The 15,294-nt window shown below is 64.3% G+C and carries 15 protein-coding genes; 10 read left to right on the top strand and 5 right to left on the bottom strand.

Translation table 11 applies throughout. The features are described 5' to 3' along the window. Nucleotides 1-297: 297 nt before the first annotated feature. Nucleotides 298-984 carry an ABC transporter substrate-binding protein gene (locus AC1DKV_RS19890; protein WP_441621083.1) on the top strand — a complete coding sequence of 229 codons (687 nt, stop codon included), beginning with the start codon at nt 298-300 and terminating at the stop codon, nt 982-984. 174 nt (nt 985-1,158) lie between these two features. Here AC1DKV_RS19890 and AC1DKV_RS19885 read toward each other — a convergent pair whose 3' ends face one another. Both AC1DKV_RS19885 and AC1DKV_RS19880 read right to left on the bottom strand, forming a co-directional pair. Then, nucleotides 1,159-1,800 (bottom strand): DsbA family oxidoreductase, encoded by a 642-nt coding sequence (locus tag AC1DKV_RS19885; RefSeq protein ID WP_441621024.1) that lies wholly within the window; start codon nt 1,798-1,800, stop codon nt 1,159-1,161. 186 nt (nt 1,801-1,986) lie between these two features. Next, nucleotides 1,987-2,487: a winged helix-turn-helix transcriptional regulator gene (locus tag AC1DKV_RS19880; protein WP_441621022.1), complete on the bottom strand. Its 501-nt coding sequence runs from the start codon at nt 2,485-2,487 to the stop codon at nt 1,987-1,989. Between the two features lie 224 nt (nt 2,488-2,711). On the opposite strand from AC1DKV_RS19880, the gene AC1DKV_RS19875 reads away from it, so the two are divergent. The 3 genes from AC1DKV_RS19875 to AC1DKV_RS19865 all read left to right on the top strand — a co-directional run bounded on the left by AC1DKV_RS19875 (nt 2,712) and on the right by AC1DKV_RS19865 (nt 5,308). Further along, on the top strand, nt 2,712-3,356 hold the full coding sequence (locus AC1DKV_RS19875) for a cysteine hydrolase family protein (protein ID WP_441621020.1): 645 nt from the start codon (nt 2,712-2,714) through the stop codon (nt 3,354-3,356). After that, nucleotides 3,353-4,930, top strand: a complete 1,578-nt coding sequence (locus AC1DKV_RS19870; RefSeq protein WP_441621019.1) for an aldehyde dehydrogenase (NADP(+)) — start codon at nt 3,353-3,355, stop codon at nt 4,928-4,930. The genes AC1DKV_RS19875 and AC1DKV_RS19870 overlap by 4 nt, the downstream gene beginning before the upstream one ends. A gap of 84 nt (nt 4,931-5,014) precedes the next feature. Then, nucleotides 5,015-5,308, top strand: a complete 294-nt coding sequence (locus AC1DKV_RS19865; RefSeq protein WP_441621017.1) for a hypothetical protein — start codon at nt 5,015-5,017, stop codon at nt 5,306-5,308. A 198-nt stretch (nt 5,309-5,506) separates the two neighbouring features. Here AC1DKV_RS19865 and fumC read toward each other — a convergent pair whose 3' ends face one another. After that, nucleotides 5,507-6,907: a class II fumarate hydratase gene (gene fumC, locus AC1DKV_RS19860; protein WP_441621015.1), complete on the bottom strand. Its 1,401-nt coding sequence runs from the start codon at nt 6,905-6,907 to the stop codon at nt 5,507-5,509. A 206-nt stretch (nt 6,908-7,113) separates the two neighbouring features. Here fumC and AC1DKV_RS19855 point away from each other — a divergent pair, with 206 nt between their 5' ends. Continuing rightward, nucleotides 7,114-7,302 carry a hypothetical protein gene (locus tag AC1DKV_RS19855; RefSeq protein WP_441621013.1) on the top strand — a complete coding sequence of 63 codons (189 nt, stop codon included), beginning with the start codon at nt 7,114-7,116 and terminating at the stop codon, nt 7,300-7,302. A 144-nt stretch (nt 7,303-7,446) separates the two neighbouring features. On the opposite strand, the gene AC1DKV_RS19850 is transcribed toward AC1DKV_RS19855, so the two are convergent. Next, nucleotides 7,447-7,920 carry a winged helix-turn-helix transcriptional regulator gene (locus AC1DKV_RS19850; protein ID WP_441621011.1) on the bottom strand — a complete coding sequence of 158 codons (474 nt, stop codon included), beginning with the start codon at nt 7,918-7,920 and terminating at the stop codon, nt 7,447-7,449. Between the two features lie 142 nt (nt 7,921-8,062). Between AC1DKV_RS19850 and AC1DKV_RS19845 the strand changes: the two genes are divergently transcribed. Both AC1DKV_RS19845 and AC1DKV_RS19840 read left to right on the top strand, forming a co-directional pair. Then, nucleotides 8,063-9,256 (top strand): MFS transporter, encoded by a 1,194-nt coding sequence (locus tag AC1DKV_RS19845; protein ID WP_441621009.1) that lies wholly within the window; start codon nt 8,063-8,065, stop codon nt 9,254-9,256. Nucleotides 9,257-9,583: 327 nt separating this feature from the next. Further along, the gene (locus tag AC1DKV_RS19840; RefSeq protein WP_441621007.1) at nt 9,584-10,021 is read left to right on the top strand and encodes an HU family DNA-binding protein; all 438 of its coding nucleotides are present in this window, start codon (nt 9,584-9,586) and stop codon (nt 10,019-10,021) included. A gap of 149 nt (nt 10,022-10,170) precedes the next feature. Here the strand turns inward: AC1DKV_RS19840 and AC1DKV_RS19835 are convergent, their stop codons facing one another. Continuing rightward, nucleotides 10,171-11,136 carry a Bug family tripartite tricarboxylate transporter substrate binding protein gene (locus AC1DKV_RS19835; protein ID WP_441621005.1) on the bottom strand — a complete coding sequence of 322 codons (966 nt, stop codon included), beginning with the start codon at nt 11,134-11,136 and terminating at the stop codon, nt 10,171-10,173. Between the two features lie 288 nt (nt 11,137-11,424). Here AC1DKV_RS19835 and AC1DKV_RS19830 point away from each other — a divergent pair, with 288 nt between their 5' ends. The 3 genes from AC1DKV_RS19830 to AC1DKV_RS19820 all read left to right on the top strand — a co-directional run bounded on the left by AC1DKV_RS19830 (nt 11,425) and on the right by AC1DKV_RS19820 (nt 15,223). Continuing rightward, on the top strand, nt 11,425-12,294 hold the full coding sequence (locus AC1DKV_RS19830; RefSeq protein ID WP_441621004.1) for a LysR substrate-binding domain-containing protein: 870 nt from the start codon (nt 11,425-11,427) through the stop codon (nt 12,292-12,294). Nucleotides 12,295-12,782: 488 nt separating this feature from the next. Further along, complete coding sequence (locus tag AC1DKV_RS19825) at nt 12,783-13,568, top strand: alpha/beta fold hydrolase (RefSeq protein WP_441621002.1); 786 nt, start codon at nt 12,783-12,785, stop codon at nt 13,566-13,568. 41 nt (nt 13,569-13,609) lie between these two features. Beyond that, nucleotides 13,610-15,223: an MFS transporter gene (locus tag AC1DKV_RS19820; protein WP_441621000.1), complete on the top strand. Its 1,614-nt coding sequence runs from the start codon at nt 13,610-13,612 to the stop codon at nt 15,221-15,223. The last annotated feature ends 71 nt before the right edge of the window (nt 15,224-15,294 follow it).

The raw sequence follows: 15,294 nt of genomic DNA, 5'->3' as shown, positions 1-15,294 counted from the left end.
TGAGATGTCGCCAAAGCTCACGCAAGGGACGAACATGATCAGACGCCGCCTTCCACTCCTCGCTCGCGGGGCGCTGGCCGGATTTCCCCTGGCCTTCGGCGCTTGCGCCACGACAAACCCGGTCGTTCCCGAACCTCGCCAGCAGGCGGGCTTCCGATGAACCGCATCCGACGTTCGATCTGCAGGCTCGGCCCGGCCGCCGCCGCAATGGCCCTGGCCGGGTGCGCCGCCTCCCAGGCCCCGGCGGGCGCCGATTCGCGCACGGGCGCGATCGCCGAACTGGGCGGCAGCGGAACAATGCGCGCGGCCATCAACCTCGGCAATCCGATCCTCGCGAGCCGCGCCGCGAACGGCGAGCTCCAGGGTGTATCGGTAGATCTCGCGCGTGAAGCAGCGCGCCGCCTCGGCCTGGCGCTCGAGCTGGTGCCGTTTGCTTCGGCAGGCAGCGTGGTTGACGCCGTCAAGGCCCGGCAAGTGGACCTCGCGTTCGTTGCGATCGACCCGGTCCGCGCGGCGGATATCGAATACACGGCGCCATACGTGATCATCGAAGGCGCCTACCTTGTGCGCAACGATTCGGCCCTGCAGCGCAACGACGAGGTGGACCACGCGGGAACCCGGGTAGTGGTGGGCCGCGGTAGTGCCTACGATCTGTTCCTCACGCGCGAACTGAAGGCGGCCACGCTGGTGCGCGCGCCGACCTCGCCGGCAGTCACCGACATGTTCCTTGCCCAGCGCCTGGACGTTGCCGCCGGCGTGAAACAGCAGCTTGAGGCGGATGCCCGGCGCGTTGGTGGCGTGCGCTTGCTGCCCGGCCGCTTCATGGTGATCGAGCAGGCCATGGGTGTACCGAAGGGGCGCGGCGCCGCGCGGGCCTGGCTCGGCAGCTTCATCGAAGACATGAAGGCTTCGGGCTTCGTCGCCGATGCGCTGCGACGCCACGGCATCGAGGGCGCCGGCGTGGCACCGCGTGCGGGGGCGTAGATAGAGGCGGGCGCAGAGCGCCATGCGCTATCCCGGCATCGAAGCAGACAATGCACTTGAGGCGGCGGAGCAGACAGAAGACCGGGCCGATCGGGCCGGCGCATTCCGGTCAGCATCCCGCCCGCGGGCAGCCCTGGTGTGGCGAGCCGCCGTTGCGGCGCGGAGATCTCGCGGCTACGCCTCGGCCAGGATCCGCTGGATGGCTTGCTCGAAGGCTTCCACGGGTTGTCCGCCGGTCACCAGGTAGCGGTTGTTGAAAATGACCGAGGGCACCGACTGGATACCCATTGCCTGGTATTCCCGTTCTTCGGCCCGAATCTCATCGGCATAGTCACCGCTCTGCAATATGTGGCGCGCCTGCGCGGCGTCGAGTCCTGCCGATTCCGCCGCTTCGACCAGGACATCGTGGCTGCTTGGATCCTTTCCCTCGCCATGGTAAGCCTGCAGCAGTGCCAGCTTGAGCGGCAACTGCCTGCCCTCCATGCCGGCCCAATGCAGCAGGCGGTGCGCATCGAAGGTGTTGTAGACCCGCGTACGCGGGCCAAAGGCAAAGCCGACGCTGGCGCCACGCTCGCGGATCGTGGCCTGGGTCTCGGCGATCTGGGCCTGCGTGCGCCCATACTTCTTGCCGAGATAGTCGACGATGTCCTCACCGTCCGGCCCCATCTGCGGATTCAGTTCGAAGGGATGCATGACAATCTCGGCGTCGACGGCGTCGCCGAGGCGCGATAGCGCAAGCTGGAGCGAGGACAGGCCGATAGCGCACCATGGGCATGCGATATCCGAGACAAAATCGATTCTGAGCGGTTGTTTCATGGTTTTCCTGGCGGGCGGCGGACATGCTGCGCGACCCGTCCGATATGAAGGCTGGAAGCGCAGAGAGTAGCCCGGATTGCCAATGCTTGCAGGCTCGTGTCGCCGCGCATGCCCGCAGCCGCCGCCGCCGGGGCCGGGGCCGCTAGAGCGTCAAGGACGCTTCGACAGCGCCGGGCGCTGGCGCGATTACTTCAACTTGAAGGCAACGCGCCGGGCTTCGCGTTCCGCCGCGAAATGACGGCCGGTCGAAGCCACGAGATCCTTGCGCTCCACGGGGATGCCGCAGTGCGGACATACGCTGGCCAGGCCGACATCGTGGCCGCATGCGCGATGCACGAAATGCATCGCCACTTCCTCATCCTTGTCCTTGCACCACGTTTCGCCCCACGCCCGTAGCGCGTAGATCACCGGGTAGAACGCCCACCCCTTGTCCGTCAGGCGGTATTCGTGGCGCAACGGCTTTTCGCTGTACGGCTGGCGTTCGACCATGCCATCCGCTTCAAGCGCCTTGAGCCGCGAAGTCAGCATCTGTGGCGTAGCGCCGGTCTGGATCTGAATTTCCTCGAACCGCGTGGCGCCCATGTACAGCTCCCGCAGTACAAGGATCGTCCACCGGTCGCCCGCGACATCTACCGAGCGCGCCACCGGGCATACCGTATCCGCCCTCTCCTGCGTTGCATGTGCCACGACCACCCTCCAACACTAACTATTGATTTCATAGTAACACAGTTCCTGGACTTGCTATCTGCTCCCTGATCGGGCTGCAAGCCTTGTGTTTCTTGACACTATGATTTTCATAGTTATACTGGGACGTACCGATGCGCGAGACGTCGCCCATCCCGAACAAAGCAGTCCGGCGCCACTGCGAAATGCGACCCCGGTCGCACATGCTTTCTGAATGGAGTACTGAAATGGCTAATCCCGTGTATCCCGCGGAGCGCACCGGCCTGCTGCTGGTGGATCCGTATAACGATTTCCTATCCGACGGCGGCAAGCTGTTCCCGATGCTCAGGAACGTGGCAGACGACGTTCGCCTGCTCGACAACCTGCGCGCATCCGTGGCGACAGCGCGCGACGCCGGCATCCAGGTGTTCTACGTACCGCATCGGCGCTGGCAGCCAGGCGATTACGACAACTGGGACCACCCGAATCCCACGCAGCGCCTGGTCCAGCAGCGCCACACTTTCGCCAAGGGCACGTGGGGCGGCGAATGGCATCCGGACTTCGTGCCGCAGGATGGTGACATCGTCATCCAGGAACACTGGGGCCAGAGCGGGTTCGCCAATACCGACCTCGACTTCCAGCTCAAGCAGCACGGCATCACGCATGTGATCGTCGTGGGCCTGCTGGCCAACACCTGCATCGAGTCGACGGCACGCTTCGCCATGGAGCTTGGCTATCACGTCACGCTCGTGCGCGATGCCACGGCTGCTTTCAGCAAGGAAATGATGCATGCCGCGCATCATCTGAACGGCCCGACCTTTGCCCACGAAATCCTGACCACCGCCGAACTGGTTACCGCCCTTCCCGTCGCCTCGCAGGAGAACGCAGCATGAACCTCACAGGCAATCTCCTCATCGGCGCGCAGGAAGTGGGCGCCACGGCGGGCAGCATGCAGGCGCTGAACCCGGCAAGCAATCTCGAGTTCGCGCCAGCCTTCGCGTTCGGCGGACTCGATGAAGTCAATCGCGCGGCGCAACTGGCCGACGACGCGTTCGACAGCTACAACAGCACAAGCCTGGAGGTGCGCGCAGCGTTCCTGGAACGCATTGCCGACGGACTCGACGCCAATGCCCAGGCGCTGGCCGAACGCACCGCGCTGGAAACCGGCCTGCCCGCCGCCCAGCTTGCCGGGGAAGCCGCAAAGGCCGCTACCCAGTTCCGGCAGTTTGCGACGGTGGTGCGCCAGGGGCGCTTCCGGCAGGCGACGATCGATCCCGCGCAGCCGGAGCGTCAACCGCGCCCGCGCATGGATCACCGCATGCAGAAGATCGGCCTCGGTCCGATTGCAATCTTCGGGGCAAGCAATTTCCCCATCTCGTACTCGGTCGCCGGCGGCGACACGGCATCGGCGCTGGCAGCCGGATGTCCCGTCATCCTGAAGGCACACAACGCGCATCCCGGCGGATCGGAAATCATGGGCCGCGTCATCCAGCAGGCCGTAAGAGACTCGGGCCTGCACGAAGGTGTCTTCTCCCTGCTGCGCGGCGGTGGCAATGCGATCGGCGAAGCGCTGGTGGATCATCCGCTCGTCAAGGGCGTGACCTTCACCGGCTCGGAGGCTGGCGGGATGGCGCTATACCGGCGTGCACAGCAGCGTCCGGATCCGATCCCTGTCTTCACCGAGATGACCAGCGTCAATCCCACGTTCGTGCTGCCTATCGCGCTCTTCTCGCGTGCCGGTGAGATTGGCGACGGCTTTGCCGAACGCATGCTGGTGAACGTGGGCCAGGCTTGCCTGAAGCCCGCAATCCTGCTCGCCATCGACGGCGTGGGCTACAGCGAACTGAAGCAGGCGATGATTGCCCGCGTCAAGGCGATGCGGTCTCGCACGATGCTCACGCCAGGCATCAACATGGCGTACCGCAAGAACGTGGGTCGTCAGCTCGACGCAGGCGCAGAAGAGATCGCGGCGGGCGCCGGGCCCGAAGGCGAGTGGGACGGCCAGTCATTCCTGTTCGAGGTGGACGGCGCGCGCCTGCTCGACGAGCCGGCATTGCTCGAAGAGGTCTTCGGACCCGCGGCACTGCTGGTGCGCGTCAAGGACGACGAGCAACTGATCGCCATCGCCAGGCGGTTCCGGGGCCAGCTCTCGGCGACGATGCATCTCGAGCGCGCCGATCATGCGCTGGCTACGCGGCTCTTGCCCATCCTCGAACGCCGCACCGGCCGCATCGTCATCAATGCGTTCGCGCATCCGCAGGAGGTTTCCTACGCATCGATTCACGGCGGTCCGTTTCCGGCCACCTCCGATAGCCGGTTCACGTCGGTTGGCATGAGTGCGATCGAACGATTTCTCCGGCCCGTCTGCTACCAGGGCTTCCCGGACGAGCTGTTGCCGGAGGCGCTCCGGCACGACAACCCGCGCGGCCTCTGGCGGCTGACCGACGGCGAACTGTCGAAGGCCTGATCCCGCCCGGCACCCGTCCGCGCCGCAACGGCGCGGGCGGCGCCACTTCGCAAGCAGCAAACGATCCGCACACAGGAGATACCCATGCAGTTTCTTGTTCTGGTTGCCCGTACCTCGCCCATCCCTGAAGACATCCCCACCCTCGCGGAGCGCGAAGCCGAGTCCGAGGTCATCCGCCATCTCTACCTGGATGGCGTCGTCAGGCAAATCTGGCTGCGCGGCGACGGGGGCGCCTGCATCATCGCCGAGAGCGACGATGCGCAAAGCCTGGAGCGCTCGTTCTCCGCCCTTCCGCTGGTGAAATCCGGTTTCCTGCAAGCGCCCACGGTGATCGCGCTGAAGCCCTATTCGGGCTTCGGCCCCAGGGCTGCGCCTTGATCGACAGGATGTTGTGATGCCGCCGAGGCGCTGGCCAACGTCAGGGATGACTCCGATCTGAACCGAACGGAAGAATTGAACGGAACCAAGCTGATCGAGGCGCTTGTCGTTGCGCTGCGCATCAACGCGGCCCAGCCCGCCCGTTACGTCGGGCAGCCGGGCCGTGGGTCCGGATCCGGATCCGGCGCGCCTGAGGTATCAGGCGCTCGGATGCGTCATCTCGATGGGCACGATCCAGCGGGCGTATTCTTCCTCGCTCAGATAGCCCAGCGCCAGCGCCGCCGCCTTGAGCGTCAGCCCTTCCTTGTGCGCCTTCTTGGCGATTGCCGCTGCCTTGTCGTAACCGATATGGCGGTTCAATGCCGTCACCAGCATCAGGTTCTTGTCGAGGTTCTCCGCGATCTTCGGCAGGTTCGGCTCGATGCCGACCGCGCAATGGTCGTTGAAGGCCAGGCTTGCGTCGGCAATCAGCTCGATGCTTTCCAGCACGTTGTGCACCATCACCGGCTTGTACACATTGAGCTGGAAGTTGCCCTGGCTGCCGGCGAACGCCACCGTGGCATCGTTGCCGAACACCTGCGCACAGACCATGGTCATCGCTTCGCACTGGGTCGGATTGACCTTGCCCGGCATGATCGACGAACCCGGCTCGTTCTCGGGAATATTCAGCTCGCCGATGCCGCAACGCGGCCCCGATGCCAGCCAGCGCACGTCATTCGCCATCTTCATCAGGCCGCCGGACAGGGTGCGCAGCGCGGCCGAGGTCTGCACCAGCGCATCGTGCGCGGACAGGGCAAAGAACTTGTTGGGCGCATCGACAAAAGGATGGCCGGTCAGCGTGGCAATATAGGCCGCCGCGCGCGCGCCGAACTGCGGATGCGCATTCAGGCCCGTCCCCACGGCCGTTCCGCCGATCGCCAGTTCCAGCAGGCCTGGCAGCGCGGTCTTGACCGCGTTCAGGCCGAAATCGATCTGCGCGACCCAGGCGCTGATCTCCTGGCCGAGCGTGATCGGCGTGGCGTCCTGGAGGTGGGTGCGGCCGGTCTTGACGATATCCTTGTACGCCGTGGCCTTGGCCGCGAGCGTGTCCCGCAGGGCTTCCACCGCCGGCAGCAGCTTGGTGTAGATCTGCTCCACCACCGCGATGTGCATTGCCGTGGGGAAGGTATCGTTGGAGCTCTGGCCACGGTTCACGTGGTCGTTGGAATGCACCGGCTTCTTGCTGCCCAGCTCGCCGCCGGCAATCTCGATGGCCCGGTTCGAGATCACCTCGTTGGCATTCATGTTCGACTGCGTGCCGGATCCGGTCTGGAACACCACCAGCGGGAAGTGATCGTCCAGCTTGCCGGCGATGACTTCGTCCGCCGCCCGCACGATCAGGCTGGCCAGATCCTTGGGCAACTCGCCCAGCTCGGCATTGGCCTCGGCCGCCGCCCGCTTGAGGATCCCCAGGGCACGGATGACCGGCCGTTGCCAGCGGAACCGGCTTACGCCGATGGGGAAATTGATGGTGGAACGCTGCGTCTGCGCGCCCCAGTATCGATCTGCGGGGACGTCGATGGCGCCCATCGAGTCAGTTTCGGAACGGAATTCGGACATCTGAGTTGCTCCCCAAACAAGGTTAGGCCAACGCCCTCCCGCTCTGGACGAGGGATGGCGTCTCGCGGTCAAAGATCAAGCTAACGTGAAACGATAGCGCACGTTGCCGTCACTAGCACGCGTACCCCGACGGGTGAAAGGGGTAAGTCGCCACGCATCAATGGACGATCCGCTGATCGTCCCGCAAGCCATTCTCGACACGCCCCGTGCAAGGTCAAGGCAAGTTCGTCGCCACCGCGGCGACAACGACCGCCTGCGGCAACTGGCCGACGATACGCAAGCGAGAAAGGCGTATGGAGACGGAAGCCGGCCATGAAAGCCAGCCCGAAAGGCATGGAGGGATTGGTGGTGGCGACGACATTGCCGTTGCCATTGCTGAATGGCTGAACCGCTGAACGGCTGGGCAGAAGAACGGCTGGGCGGCTGGACGCGGCGGCAGGAACCCGGAACCGGCCAAGGCCGGATCCGGCAAGTCCACCCGGCGCAACTCATGAGACAAGCGCCGGCGCCCCGGCAATCGGCTGCCGGGGGAAAGTGGCTCACTCCACGCCGAGGATGGCCCGGTTGCGGGCCTTGATCGTCTCCGCCGTCTTCGCCGTCGCGCCCTCGCCGGCTTCGACCCGCACGTCGCGTATCCCAAGCATGCGCTCTCCCACGCGCAGGCCTATCGGTTCGACGGGCAGGCCGCTGCTGTGCTCGACGAGCCGCAGCGGCGCTTCATGTCCGCACCACTTGTCGCCCCATTGCATCAGCGCGATGAGCACCGGATAGAGCGCCTCGCCCTTTTCCGTCAGCCGGTATTCGGTGCGCCGCTCGCTGCCCTCGGCCAGCACCTTGTCCAGCACGCCGTGCTCGATGAGGCGGTTCAATCGCGCGGTGAGCACGTTGCGCGCGATGCCCAGGTGGTCCTGGAAGTCGTCGAAGCGTGTCGTACCCAGCGCGCATTCGCGCACGATGAGCAGAGTCCACCACTCGCCGACCTGTTCGAGCGCGCGGGCAATCGAACAGTTCATGCCATCAAAGGTTTTTCGGTACATGGAGCCATGTTAAGTAAAAAAGTTGCACGACGCAACTTGACCTGATATCGTAAGTTTCGTCACAAAACTTATCAGGCTGACAGCCTGCAAGCGGCCGCGCGCCGCCAAGGATTTCCCCATGGATAGACGCCTCCTCGTTCTGGCCTGCGGCATGTTCGCCATCGGCACCGACAGCTTTGTCGTTGCCGGCGTGCTGTCGCAGGTATCCGCCTCGCTAGGCGTGTCCGTCGCGCTCGCCGGGCAGATGGTCACCCTCTACGCGCTGAGCTATGCGCTGCTGTCACCGGTCATCGCCGCGGCGGCCGCGCACTGGCCGCGCAAGCGGCTGCTGCTCACCGGCCTGGCGATCTTCGTGCTCGGCAATGTCGTGACCGCCCTGGCGCCAGGCATCGAGCTCGTGCTGGCGAGCCGGCTGCTGGCTGGCCTGGGCGCAGCCATGTTCAGCCCGACGGCGACGGCCACCGGCGCGTCGCTGGTGCCGCCCGAGCAGCGTGGCCGGGCACTCGCCATCGTCATCGCCGGCCTGTCCAGCGCGACGGCGCTGGGCGCGCCGCTGGGCACCTTCATCGGCGGCTGGCTGGACTGGCGCGCGACCATGTGGTTCGTCGCCGCCGTCGGCACGGTGGCCGCGCTGGGCGTGGCCTGGCGCTTGCCGGACATCCCGACGCCGCCGGCCGTCAGCCTCGCGCGCCGGCTCGCGCCGCTGGGTGAGGCGCGCGTGCTGCTGACGCTTCTGACCACCTGGCTGGTGTACGCGGGCCTGTTCCTGGTCTACACGTATATCGGCTTGAGCTTCGACCGCGCCACGGGCGGCGACGCGCGCGTGCTGGCGGTGCTGCTGTTGCTTTGGGGCGTGGCCGCGACGGCCGGCAACCTGGCTGCGGGCAGGCTGACCGACCGCTTCGGCGGCCGCCGCATCATCAACGCTGCGATCGCCATCGTCGCGCTGGACTTCGTGCTGTTGCCATGGACCTCGGCCTCGCTTGTGACAGCCGTGCCCGCCCTCATCGTGTGGGGCCTGTGCGGCTGGGGCCTGCTGGTGCCACAGCAACACCGCCTGATCAGCGTCACGCCCAGCGCGGCGCCGCTCCTGCTGGGGCTGAACTCGGCCGCCATTTACGTCGGCGTGTCGATGTCGGGTCTTATCGGCGGGGCCGCCATCACCTTGTTCGACCGTCACGCCCTCGGCCTGGTCGGCGCGGTCTTCATCACGGTGGCGTTGTTCGTCGCCGAATGGGCGCAACGGCGCATCGCGCGAACCGATCGCGCGCCGGCCGGCACGCCTGCCGCGCCGCCGGTCGCGGCCCGCTGAAGCGGTGGAACTCTCCGGCAGGAAGGCATGAGCCCGGGGGGGATCCGCCGTGTGGCACCCGCAGCGATCGATCTCGAAGTCGACGAGATGCGCCCTCGCATTGCGCCCGACACCTATTGCCGCCGGCTTTGCTCGCAGGAAGGACGCTCTCGCGAAGCGCGTCGGCGAGCTGCCGGGGCCTTCGGGCAATCGCACCTGCGAACGCATTGCCGCCACGCTACAGGCGGCCTGACGACACAAACGTCTGCCCACGATGCGAAAAATTCGCTATATTCTCGCCTAGCCGCCGCCGGCGGCCATTTCCGCTTATCCGAGGATCCTGCCCACATGGCAACCAAAGCAAAACCCACCGCGAAGACCCCTGCCAAGCCCGCTGCAAAGAAGGCCGCTGCCCCGGCCAAGACGGTAGCCGCACCGGCCAAGAAGGCCGCAGCCGCTGCGCCGGTTGCCAAGCCGCTGAAGGACACGTTCAACAAGTCCAGTCTGCTGGCCCACCTGGTCGCCCAGACCGAACTGGATGCCAAGACCGTCAAGACCGTGCTCGCGCATCTGGAGACCACCATCCTGAGCGCCGTGCACAAGAAGGGCGCCGGTGAATTCACCCTGCCGGGCCTCCTGAAGGTCGTGGCCACGCAGGTACCGGCGACGAAGAAGCGCTTCGGCAAGAACCCGTTCACCGGCGAAGACCAGTGGTTCGCAGCCAAGCCGGCAACCGTGAAGGTTAAGGTCCGTGCCATGAAGAAGCTGAAGGACGCCGCGCTGTAAGCAGCGCGACCTCCCAGACGCAAGAAGGGGCAGCTCACGCTGCCCTTTTTTTATGGAATGCGCGCGAGTGGCGACGACCAGGTCCGTGTCGAAAGGCGAGCAAGGTGATCGGGGGCCAATCGGGCTACCCATTCCCGGCGGAGCAGAACCTACTCAATAACGATCCCGGCGTCCTCTGCCAACTGCCGATAGCGAGCGGTCTCGACGCGGACCCGCCGGCGGAAGGCCTCCGCATCGCCTCGCACGACGGCAATCGAGTGCCGGGCGAGCGCCTTCTCCAGATCCGGGTCATTCAGCACCGCCTGCAGTTCCGATTGCAGCCGTTGCAGCACCATCTGCGGGATGCCGCGCGGGCCTGCCACGCCGAACCAGAACGAACCGCAAGGGTTCGCTATGCCAAGGTCGGCAAAGGTGGGGACTTCCGGATACTGAGATAGCCGTGCCGTAGCGCTGGTCGCCAGCGGTCGCAGCGAGCCCGTATCGATATAGCGCCTCGCGGTACCGACCGGGTCAATGCTCAGATCGATCCGCCCGCCCAGGACGTCTGCAAGCACTTGCGTGCTGCCCCGATAAGCGACGGGCAGCATATCGAGCTGAAACGTAGTGGCAATCATGGCGCCGATGAGGTGTGGCGCCGTCCCTGGGCCAGTGGTGCCATAGGTGACCATGCCCGGCCGGGCGCGCGCTTGTGCCAGCAGTCCGGCAAAGGACTGGATATCCGAGCCGGTCCTGACCGACAAGATGACCGGCGTTTCCGCGACGAGGCCGACAGGCGCCCACGCGCCTTCCGCGGCGATGGCCAGATGAGGTCGCAGGGCAGGCAGCAAGGCGAATGTCGTCGAGCTGGCCAGCAGCAGTGTGTACCCGTCTGGCAGCGCCTTTGCCACCCGCTCCGCCGCGGTCACGGTGGATGCGCCGGGCCGATTCTCCACCAGAACTGGCTTGCCTAGCCTGTCCTGTAGTTTGTCGGCCAGCACGCGCGCAATCGTGTCGCTGGTCCCGCCAGGACTGAAGGGGACAACCAGGTGCACGGGGCGATCGGGGAATGCGAACGCGCAGGCAGGCGCGGTGAGCACCGCCGCCATCGCCAGCAGGGCGCCGTATACGAATTGCACAGTCACGCGAGTCAAGGACATCGCTGTATTAACGGCAAAACGGCGACCAGGCTTAAGGGGACAGGAGGCAATCGGCAGCCCATCATGTCCCCGTGACCCCGCCGATGCTTTACCGAGCGGCATACTTTGCGCGACTTCGCAGAGAGCAACGGTGGACGTCTTGCACTGGACAGTCTGGGCAGTCCCTGAGGGTCAGGCGGGATCAGCCCTAGCCCTATCCACTCCATTGAAGCCCGTTTCTTTGACATGATCCCGATTCTATAGGAATGGGCTCAAGCAGATATTCACTTGTCGAACCTTCATCTCAAGAGATGGGTGGAATGCAGAGTTGAACGTGACGCCCGCGGCGATCGGGCAACTCATTCGCGGCCTCGAAAGCTATTCGATATTGAACTGTTCCACCGTTCCAGCTCCGGGCCGTCGCGACTGGCATTAACGGATGCCGCACGTGCTGCGCTGCCAGACCTTCAAGGCGGCTTCGATCTCCTTTCAAACGCGGTAGAGAGACTGAAAGCGAGCAAGTCACGCATTATCTTTACCGTGACGGTCCCGCCGGCATTTGCGGAAAAATGGCTCCTGTGGCGGGTTGACCGCTTTCAGCGGCGCCATCCTTATTACGATCTGCGGATCGAGACCAGTGGCCGCTTGGTCGATTTCACCTCCGAACGGATCGATATCGGCATCCGATATGGTGCTGGCGCATCGCCGGATGTCACGTCGACGTTTCTGCTGCGCGACGAGTTCTTTCCGGTATGCAGCCCAACCCTTTTACAGGGTCCCAGCGCATTGCGAGAGCCGAGCGACCTGAAGCATCATGCCTTGATACATGACACGTCGATGATTGGCTTCGGCATCTTTCCCTCGTGGCGCTCGTGGCTACTCCACGCGGGGTATGGAAATGTTGTCGATACCGACCGCGGCCTTCAACTCAATGATTCCGCGATGGCGGTTCAGGCAGCAATCTCTGGACACGGCGTCGCACTTGGCAGAACAACGCTGGTCGAGCGCGACCTGGCGGAGGGGCGCCTTATAAAGCCCTTTGAATACGTTCAGGGGTGCGAGTTAGCGTACTACCTAGTTCACAGGAAGGAGAGCGCCCAGCATGCACCGGTACAGGCGTTCAAGGAATGGTTGCTGGAAGAGGCGGGCTCTGGCTAGGCGCAGGCAGTCGCCTCAGTCTTGCACAGTGGATGCGGCGCGCTGGAACGGGTCGGGTCGGCAATAGAGAATGAGAAGGGAAGCCAGCAAAAGGAGCCGACCTATCTGCCTACTCGCAAGCCAAGCTCAACGCGATAGCACCAACTGGACACAGTAGTGCACCTGTGGGCTCGCACGGGTCTAGTGAACCTGCTCGCCCCTACACAAGCACGCGTCGCTGAAGTGGCCTTGCTCGCCGGGCGCCGGCAAGTTTTGTCTCGGTCTTGAGACGCATCCAGTCGCAGCTCTTGGATAATCGCGTTGCCATCGCACACGTATGGGCTCATACGTGGCGCCTCCAAAACTAAATAATCACCATTGAATCAATGGCTTACCAAAAAACATAACATTACCGACGGCGGTGGCATGCCGATTGCGAAGTCCCTTGGGCAGCCGGCCCGCGCATAGTGCGCGTGCCGAACATGCGCACAAAATGGAGGTGACAAGCAATGGTCCAGAAGAAACTCGTGGCAATCGGCGATGTGTGTGCTTGGGTGTCCGGGCAAGGCCCGGCAGTGGTGTTTTGTCATGGATTCACCACCACCAGTGAGTTTTGGAAGTCGCAGGCAGAGGACCTGTCGGCGAACCACACGGTGGTCTGCATCAACTTGCCCGGCCATGGGATCTCACCGGCGCCGCGTGAGCGTGCCTATACGATGGCAGCTTTCGTAGACGACCTGCATGCGGTTTTCACCACGCTGGGTCTCAAGGACGCGGTCCTAGTGGGACTGTCGATGGGCGGCACAGTTTCGCAGCTCTTCGCGCTCAAGCATGGATCGCTGCTGCGGGGACTCGTTCTGGTCGGTGCAACCCCGCATGGCCTGGGCGAAGACGTCGACGCGGCGCGCGTGCTGGAGGCCATCGATGTGTACGGCGTTGCCAAGGCGAGCCAGAACGTCATCGAGCGGTCGTTCGCGCCATCGGCCAGCCGCGAACTCATCGACTTCGGCAAGGGCGAGGTAGTGCAGACACCTGAGCATGTCGCCCGTCAGGCAATCGTTTCGCTGAACGGCAGCGATACGCGCGATCGCCTGTCGGGCATCGCATTGCCTACGCTCGTCATCTGCGGGACCGAAGACACCATCACACCGCCGCGGGAGTCCGTGCAACTCGCTGCAGGCATTCCCGGAGCGAGGCTGCACATGGTTGAAGGCGCCGGCCACTTCCCGATGCTGGAAGCGCCGCAGGCATTCAATGCCGTCCTCGGCGCGTTCCTTGCCGAACAGACCTGCTGAAGCGCCCTCTTCACGCATACCTGCCATTTAGGAGCTCCATCATGTCAGCAGGAACCATCGCCGCGCAGCCGTCGGCAGTCAACACCCGGGAATCGCGCCAGGTCGTCCTGGCCGCAGCCTTGGGCACGGTATTCGAGTGGTACGATTTTTTTATCTATGGAAGCCTCGCCGTATTCTTCGGCAGCTTGTTTTTCCCCAAGGGCAACGAAACCGCGGCGGTGCTTGCGTCGCTGGCCACCTTCGGCGCGGGCTTTGTGCTGCGCCCGTTCGGTGCCATTGTGTTCGGCAAGCTCGGCGACACCATTGGCCGCAAATACACCTTCCTTGTGACGATGCTGATCATGGGACTGGCTACCGCGGCCGTCGGATTGTTGCCCACCTATGAGACCATCGGTTGGCTGGCCCCTGCCACGCTGGTCACGCTGCGGCTTCTGCAGGGCCTGGCGGTCGGGGGTGAGTTTGGCGGCGCGGTGACCTATATTGCCGAGCATTCGACGGCAAGGGACCGCGGCCTGATGACAAGCTGGCTGCAGATCACGGGAACCGTAGGGCTGCTGATGTCACTGTTGATCATCATGGCGTTGCGGCAGATCATGTCCGAGACCGCGTTCGCGGCCTGGGGTTGGCGCATCCCGTTCGTGCTGTCGATCGGACTGCTGGTGGTTTCACTGTATATCCGACTGCGCCTGCATGAGTCGCCTGTGTTTGCCGAAATGAAGGCCCATGGCAAGACCTCGCGCAATCCGATCCGGGACATCTTCGGCGATCGCAAGACCCTGCGGCTAGTCTTGCTGGCGATCTTTGGCATCGTCGCAGGCCAGGCGGTGATCTGGTATACCGGCCACTTCTACAGTCTCTACTTCCTGACCTCGACGCTCAAGCTTGACTACCAGTCGGCGTACCTGTACCTGACCGTCGCGTTGGTGCTAGGCACACCGTTTTTCGTCGTATTCGGCCGGCTGTCAGACCGGATTGGCCGCAAGTGGATCATGCTGACAGGCTGCCTGTTATCTGCGCTGCTGTTCATACCGATTTTCAAGGGGCTGACTACCTATGGGAATCCGCAACTCGCCGAGTTTCGCGAGCGAACCAGCGTGGTGGTCCAGGGCGGCGATTGCCGGGAGGAGCAGTCTTTTCTCGGCCAACTGTTCAATCCCAAGCTGACCACGCCGTGCACGCGCGCCAAAGCCTTTCTTTCCGCCAATGCCGTGCCCTATGTTGCCAAGCCCGGCGACGGCCCGCTTGAAATCGTCCTGAATGGCAAGCTCACAGCGGGCTTTGATGAGACTCGGCTCAAGGCTGACCTGGTGGCCGCGGGCATGCCGCTGAAAGCAGATCCGGCGCGCGTTGATGCGCCCCGCATGATCGGACTGCTGTTCGTTCTGGTACTGCTCGCGACCATGGTCTATGGCCCGCTCGGCGCGTGCCTGGTCGAACTGTTTCCCACGCAGGTGCGCTACAGCGGCGTATCAGTAGCACTGCAGTTTGGCAATGGCTGGATCGGCGGCTTCGCGCCGTTCATCGCGACGGCGGTCGTGGTGCGGACCGGCGATATCTTTGACGGCCTGCTTTATACCGTCATCGTGGCTGCGGTCTGTTTCGTCATCGGCGCATGGCGGCTGCCAGAGACGCGCGGGCGCGACATGCGCGCCTAACGCGGCGACAAGGCGCGGGCGGTCGGCATGCCTCCTGTTGACTGCCCGCCGATGGCTGCCTAATCTAAAGA

This window comes from Cupriavidus sp. 05T41, assembly GCF_056396525.1.
The sequence above is the reverse complement of the archived record's forward strand: the minus strand, read 5'-3'. Positions and strand labels throughout refer to the sequence as shown.